Source organism: Actinoalloteichus spitiensis RMV-1378 (assembly GCF_000239155.1).
GTDB classification, from domain to species: Bacteria; Actinomycetota; Actinomycetes; order Mycobacteriales; family Pseudonocardiaceae; genus Actinoalloteichus_B; species Actinoalloteichus_B spitiensis.
Window position 1 is genome coordinate 1 of record NZ_AGVX02000096.1, and the last position, 6,359, is coordinate 6,359.

Annotated in this window: 6 protein-coding genes; all 6 read right to left on the minus strand. The window is 72.1% G+C overall.

From position 1 onward, the window contains the following. Window positions 1–369 precede the first annotated feature (369 nt). On the minus strand, window positions 370–1,647 hold the full coding sequence (gene tyrS, locus ACTIDRAF_RS0204845; RefSeq protein WP_026065790.1) for a tyrosine--tRNA ligase: 1,278 nt from the start codon (window positions 1,645–1,647) through the stop codon (window positions 370–372). A gap of 161 nt (window positions 1,648–1,808) precedes the next feature. Next, on the minus strand, window positions 1,809–2,477 hold the full coding sequence (locus tag ACTIDRAF_RS0204850) for a DNA-3-methyladenine glycosylase (RefSeq protein ID WP_039785837.1): 669 nt from the start codon (window positions 2,475–2,477) through the stop codon (window positions 1,809–1,811). Next, complete coding sequence (argH, locus tag ACTIDRAF_RS0204855) at window positions 2,474–3,910, minus strand: argininosuccinate lyase (RefSeq protein WP_016697589.1); 1,437 nt, start codon at window positions 3,908–3,910, stop codon at window positions 2,474–2,476. The genes ACTIDRAF_RS0204850 and argH overlap by 4 nt, the downstream gene beginning before the upstream one ends. A 204-nt stretch (window positions 3,911–4,114) precedes the next feature. After that, complete coding sequence (locus ACTIDRAF_RS27255; protein WP_039785836.1) at window positions 4,115–5,335, minus strand: argininosuccinate synthase; 1,221 nt, start codon at window positions 5,333–5,335, stop codon at window positions 4,115–4,117. A 34-nt stretch (window positions 5,336–5,369) separates the two neighbouring features. After that, a complete protein-coding gene (locus tag ACTIDRAF_RS0204865; protein WP_016697591.1) occupies window positions 5,370–5,960 on the minus strand; it encodes an arginine repressor in 591 nt (196 codons plus the stop codon). Beyond that, the coding region (locus tag ACTIDRAF_RS0204870) for a Rossmann-fold NAD(P)-binding domain-containing protein (RefSeq protein ID WP_039785843.1) at window positions 5,957–6,359 on the minus strand (403 nt) is incomplete at its 5' end. The genes ACTIDRAF_RS0204865 and ACTIDRAF_RS0204870, both read right to left, overlap by 4 nt.

Here is a 6,359-nt window from a genome sequence, read left to right on the forward strand (position 1 = left end):
CTGTCGCGTTCGGGGGCCGCGTCTTGGCCTCGCCAGATCCGTATCAGGTCCGAGCTGCTCAGTGTGTTGCTGTTTTGCGCCCCGGAACAGTAGCAGCACCATGATCTCGCCTCCACGAGGGGGGGCCATCCCATGGTCCTTCACTGTTCACCGGGGAGTTGCCCACTCTACCACCCGAGGTGGGAGCCTGGTTCGCAACCCCTGCGCTCCGTCCCCCGTGGCCGCCGCTCAGCGTCCGCCACCGGAGTCCGTTCCGCGCTGACAAGACCAACCTACGCCTGTCCGGCCAGGCAAGTCAAATTGCCCTCCCGACAGTTGCCAGCCCGGCGAAGCAGCTGGTCAACAGCCTCGCCGGGACCTGGCTCCAGGCTAGCTGAGCACTTCAGCCCCTGCCGTGTGACGCTTGCCACGCCTGAGGACGAGCCAGCGCCCGTGCAACAGGTCGTCCTGGCTCGGCACCCACTCCGGGTCGGTGATCTTGGTGTTGTTCACGTACGCGCCGCCCTCCGCGACGGCCCGCCGGGCCGCCCCCTTGCTCGGGGTGAGTTCGGCTCCGACCAGGAGGTCGACGATGGTGGGCTTGTCGGTCAGCCGGACCGACGCCGTCGGCACCTCGGCCAGGACCGCGCGCAACGTGCCCGCCGACAGCTCGCGGAACTCGCCGCGCCCGAACAGGGCCTGGCTCGCCGCCACCACCTGGTCGGTGTGCTCCGCCCCGTGCACGAGGGTGGTCAGCTCCTGGGCCAACCGCCGCTGCGCTGCCCGCAGCTGGGGCTTGTCCTCGGTGAGCCGTTCGAGCTCCTCGATCTCCTCCCGGTCCAGCTCCGTGAACAACCGCAGGTACCGGCCGACGTCGGCGTCACCGGTGTTCACGAAGTACTGGTACCAGGCGTAGGGGCTGGTGAGCTCGGCGTCCAGCCACACGCTCCCGCCACCGGTGGACTTGCCGAACTTCCGGCCCTCGGAGTCGGTGATGAGCGGGACCGTCAGGCCGTGGGTCGTCGCGTCGCCCTCGACCCGGCGGATCAGGTCGACGCCTCCCACGATGTTGCCCCACTGGTCGGAGCCGCCGATCTGGAGGCGGCACTCGTGGCGCCGGTACAGGTGCAGGTAGTCGTTGGCCTGGAGCAGCAGGTAGCTGAACTCCGTGTAGGACATCCCCTCGCCGGCCAACCGCCGCTTCACCGTCTCCCTGGCCAGCATGCCGTTCACCGGGAAGTGCTTGCCCAGGTCGCGGAGGAACTCCAGGACCGTGAGATCCCGCGTCCACGTCAGGTTGTTCTCCACGACGGCCCCGGTCGGGCCGTCGTCGAACTCGACGAACCGTTCCAGCTGCCCGCGGATCCGGCTCGCCCACTCGGCGACGGTGTCCGGGGCGTGCAGGGACCGTTCCCCGGCGTCCCGGGGATCGCCGATCATCCCCGTCGCGCCCCCCGCCAGCACGATCGGCCGGTGCCCGGCCCGTTGGAACCGGCGGAGGGTCAACAGCGGGATCAGGTGCCCGGCGTGCAGGCTCGGCGCGGTCGGGTCGAAACCGGCATACAGGGTGAGCGGGCCCTGGGAGAGGTCCTCGCGCATGCTCACGAGGTCGGTGGACTGCGCGATCAGGCCGCGCCAGGTCAGCTCGTCAAGGATGTGCTCGCTCACCGGGCCATTGTCCCCCATCAGCCGGGCCGCCGGTCCCTGGCGTTCCCGTGTCCGGTCACACACTCCGACTCGGCGCGCCGCGCCCCTGCCACTGCTCGTCGACGGTGGCGGCTCCTGGCCCTCAGACGACCTGCCCGTCGCCGGAGAAGGCCCAGCCCCCGTCAGTCGCGTCGCCCCGGAGGCGGTGTCGCGATCACACGTCGCCGACCACCCCGGCGGTACGGGCTGACGGCCGGGGAGCCGGACTCCCAGAACCGCCAGGGCACCTCCATCGCGGTGGCGACACCGACCCGGGGTCCGCGCCGCACCTGTTCCGAGGGGACGCCATCGCCCCGGAACAGCCGCACCGGGCTGGCCGGATCGGTCAGGTCGGCCCCGTCGTGCGTCGCCGTCAACCCGAGTGAGGTCGTCAGCCGGGCGGGACCACTGGCCAGGTCGGAGTCCCGGCGCGAGGCCGGCCGTCGTGACCTCGCCAGCTCGACGCCCTCGACGACCTCACCGCCGCGCACCAGCAGCGCCCCGGGGACCCCGTCGGTCAGGCACACGATGTTCGCGCAGAAGTGCATGCCGTAGACGAAGTAGACGTACAGGTGCCCCGCGGGTCCGAACATCACCTGGTTCCGGCGGGTCCGGCCGCGGTAGCAGTGCGACGCCGGGTCGTCGGCGCCCCGGTAGGCCTCGACCTCCACGACCCGGACCGCCACCGGCCCCTGCGGGGTGTCGGACCGCAGCACCGAACCGAGAACCAGGGGAACGGCGTCGACGGGGTCGACCGCCAGTTCCTCCCTGGTGAACTGCGCGGGCCCTGGCTCGGTAGGGGCAGGTGTCACGAAGTCCGCACCGGTTCCGAGGCCCACACCCGCTGGGTCTCCACCAGGTTCGCCAGCCGGTGGCGCTGTTCGCCGACCCGCGCCGGGGCCGTTCCCCCGTAGGCGTCCCGGGAGGCGATGGAACCGGAGACGGTGAGGACCTCCCGCACCGAGGGCGTCAGTTCGGGCAGCACACCGGCGAGCTCGGCGTCGGTGAGCTCGTCAAGACCGACGCCTCGTGCCTCGGCCAGCCGGACGCACTCGCCGGCCGCCTCGTGCGCGACGCGGAACGGGACGCCCTGGCGCACGAGCCACTCGGCGATGTCCGTGGCGAGGGTGAACCCCGCCGGGGCCCACGCCGCCATCCGCTCGGTGTCGAAACGCATGGTGCCCAGCATCCCCGCGAGCGCCGGCAGCAGCAGGTCCAACTGCCGCACGGAGTCGAACAGGGGCTCCTTGTCCTCCTGGAGGTCCCGGTTGTAGGCCAGCGGCTGCGCCTTGAGGGTGGCGAGCAGGCCGGTCAGGTTGCCGATGAGCCGGCCGGACTTGCCCCGGGCGAGTTCGGCGACGTCCGGGTTCTTCTTCTGCGGCATGATCGAGCTGCCGGTGGCCCAGGCGTCGTCGAGAACGGCGTACCCGAACTCGGCGGTGGTCCAGACGATGACCTCCTCGGCGACGCGGGACAGGTTGACCCCGAGCATCGCCAGGACGAAGGCGGCCTCGGCCGCGAAGTCGCGGGAGGCCGTGCCGTCGATGGAGTTCTCGACCGGTCCGTCGAAGCCCAGCTCGACCGCGACCGCCTCCGGGTCGAGGCCGAGCGAGGATCCGGCGAGCGCTCCGGAACCGTACGGGGAGAACGCGGTCCTGGCGTCCCAGTCCCGCAACCGGTCGACGTCACGGACGAGGGCCTGGGCGTGGGCGAGGAGGTGGTGGGCGAGGAGCACGGGCTGGGCGTGCTGGAGGTGTGTCCGACCCGGCAACACCGCGTCCGGATGCGTGGCGGCCTGCGCCAGCAGGGCGTCGACGACGTCGAGGACGCCGGTGGCGATCCGGCGCGCCGCGTCCCGCAGCCACATCCGGAAGAGCGTCGCCACCTGGTCGTTGCGGGACCGACCGGCGCGCAGCTTGCCCCCCAGCTCTCGGCCCAGCCTGTCGAGCAGACCGCGCTCGAGGGCGGTGTGGACGTCCTCGTCGTCCCTGGTGGGGGTGAACTCACCGGAGGCGACGTCGGCGGCCAGCGTGTCCAGCCCCCGGAGCATCCGCTCCAGCTCCTCCTCGGTGAGCAGCCCGGCACGGTGCAACACCCGGGCGTGGGCACGGGAGCCGGCGATGTCGTAGGGCGCGAGCGCCCAGTCGAAGTGGGTGGAGTCGCTCAGCGCCGCCATCGCTTCGGCTGGTCCCGAGCTGAAGCGGCCACCCCACAGCCGGGCGGGCGCTGCCTTGTCGTTCGTCACCGTCGTTCTCTCACCTTGGTCGGAGGTCTGGTGGCAGGGCGCCGGCCCCGTCGACGGGACGTCCGGAGGGGAGGCCCGCCCGCTGGTCAGCAGTCTGGCAGGTCCGGTGGCAGCCGGGCCCCACCCGGGTGGCCGGCCCGCGCCGGGACGGCGGCGGCGGCACCGGGTCCTCCCGTGGGTGCCGGCGCCGCCCGCGCGTTCGCGTCAGTCCCGGCTCTGGGGCGGGGTGTCGCCCTGGAGATCGCGCTTCGCCGCGATCTTGCTGGGCAGGCCCCACAGCTGGACGAAGCCCTTCGCCAGCGACTGGTCGAAGGCGTCACCCTCGTCGTAGGTGGCGAGGTTGAAGTCGTACAGCGACTGCGAGCTGCGGCGACCGGTGACCGTGGCCCGGCCACCGTGCAGCACCATCCGGACATCGCCGGTGACGTGCTCCTGCGAGCTGAGCACGAAGCTGTCGAGGGCGTTCTTCAGCGGGGAGAACCAGAGGCCGTCGTAGACGAGCTCGCTCCACCTCTGGGCGACCTGGCGCTTGAAGCGGGCCAGGTCCCGTTCGAGGGTGACGTTCTCCAGCTCCTCGTGGGCGGTCATCAACGCGATGGCGCCGGGGGCCTCGTAGATCTCCCGGCTCTTGATGCCCACCAGCCTGTCCTCGACCATGTCCAGGCGGCCGACGCCCTGCGCGCCGGCCCGCTGGTTCATCTCCTGGATGGCCTGCAGCATGGTGACCTTGGTGCCGTCGATGGCGATCGGGACGCCCCGCTCGAAGGTGATGACGACCTCGTCGGCCGCACGCGGCTGGGCGGGGTCGGCGGTGTACTCGTAGACGTCCTCGATGGGCGCGTTCCAGATGTCCTCGAGGAACCCGGTCTCCACGGCACGGCCCCAGACGTTCTGGTCGATCGAGTAGGGGGACCGCTTGTTGACGTCGATGGGGAGGTCGCGATCCTCCGCCCAGGCGATGGCCTTCTCCCGGGTCCAGGCGTAGTCCCGGACCGGGGCGATCACCTGGAGGTCGGGGGCGAGCGCGCCGATGCCGACCTCGAAGCGGACCTGGTCGTTGCCCTTGCCGGTGCAACCGTGGGCGACCGTGGTGGCGCCGTGGTACTTGGCGGCCTCGGCGAGGTGCCGGACGATCAGCGGGCGGGAGAGGGCCGACACCAGGGGGTAGCGGTCCATGTAGAGGGCGCCGGCCTGGAGGGCGGGCAGGCAGTACTCGTCCGCGTACTCGTCCCGGGCGTCGGCGACGACGGCCTCGACCGCGCCGCAGGCCAGCGCCCGCTTGCGGATGCTCTCCAGGTCCTCGCCGCCCTGGCCGACGTCCACGGCCACCGCCACGACCTCCGCGCCGGTCTCCTCGGCGATCCAGCCGATGGCGACGGAGGTGTCCAGCCCACCGGAGTAGGCCAGCACAACCCGCTCAGTCATTGTTGCTCTCCAGTCACTACTGCGATCGAGGTGATCAAGTCTTGTCAGTGTCGGTTGCACCCGGGTCGGGGCTTGAGGTCCCGATGGGGTTCGAAGCGGGTGCGACGTCGCTCCCGTTCCGCTGGCCGCCGGCTCCCACGGCCAACGCGTGCACCCGCCTGGCGAGGTCGGCCCCGCTGAGGGGTTCCCTGGCCACGAGCAGCACGGTGTCGTCGCCCGCGATGGTGCCGACGATGTCGTGCAGGGCGGCCCGGTCGAGCGCGCTGGCCAGGAAGTGCGCCGCCCCGGGAGGGGTGCGGATCACGGCCAGGTTGCCCGAGGAGTCCACCGAGACCAGCAGGTCGCCCAGCAGGCGGGCGAGCCGGCTGGTCCCACCTTCCACGCCCCGGACCGGGCTGCCGTCCTCCGGGATGACGTAGACGGCGGCCCCGCCGTCGGCACCGCGCAGTTTCACGGCGCCGAGCTCGTCGAGGTCCCGGGACAGGGTGGCCTGGGTCGTCTCGATGCCCTCGGCGGCGAGGAGCGCGGCCAGTTCGGTCTGGCTGCGCACCGCCCGTTGGGCCACCAGTTGGGCGATCCTGGCCTGTCGGGCGACCCGGGTGGCGGCGGTGGAGGAACGGGTCATCGCGGGGTCCCCTCGGACCCGCCGTCGACGGCGACGTCGCCGTCCGCCAGCAGCCACCAGAGTAGTGCCTTCTGCGCGTGCAGCCGGTTCTCCGCCTCGTCCCAGACCAGGCTGTGCGGCCCGTCGATCACCTCGTCGGTGATCTCCCAGCCCCGGTGCGCCGGCAGGCAGTGCAGGACGGCGACCCGGTCCGCCGCGCCGGACAGCAGCGCGGCGTTGACCTGGAAGGGGCGGAAGGGGCCGACGCGGTCCTTGCCGTCGTTCTCCTGTCCCATCGAGGTCCAGGTGTCGGTCACCACGACGTCGGCGCCCTCGACCGCCTGCTTCGGGTCGTGGTCCAGGCGCACCGAGCCGCCGGTGGCGGCCGCCCGCCGGGTGGCCGCCTCCAGCACCGGGGGG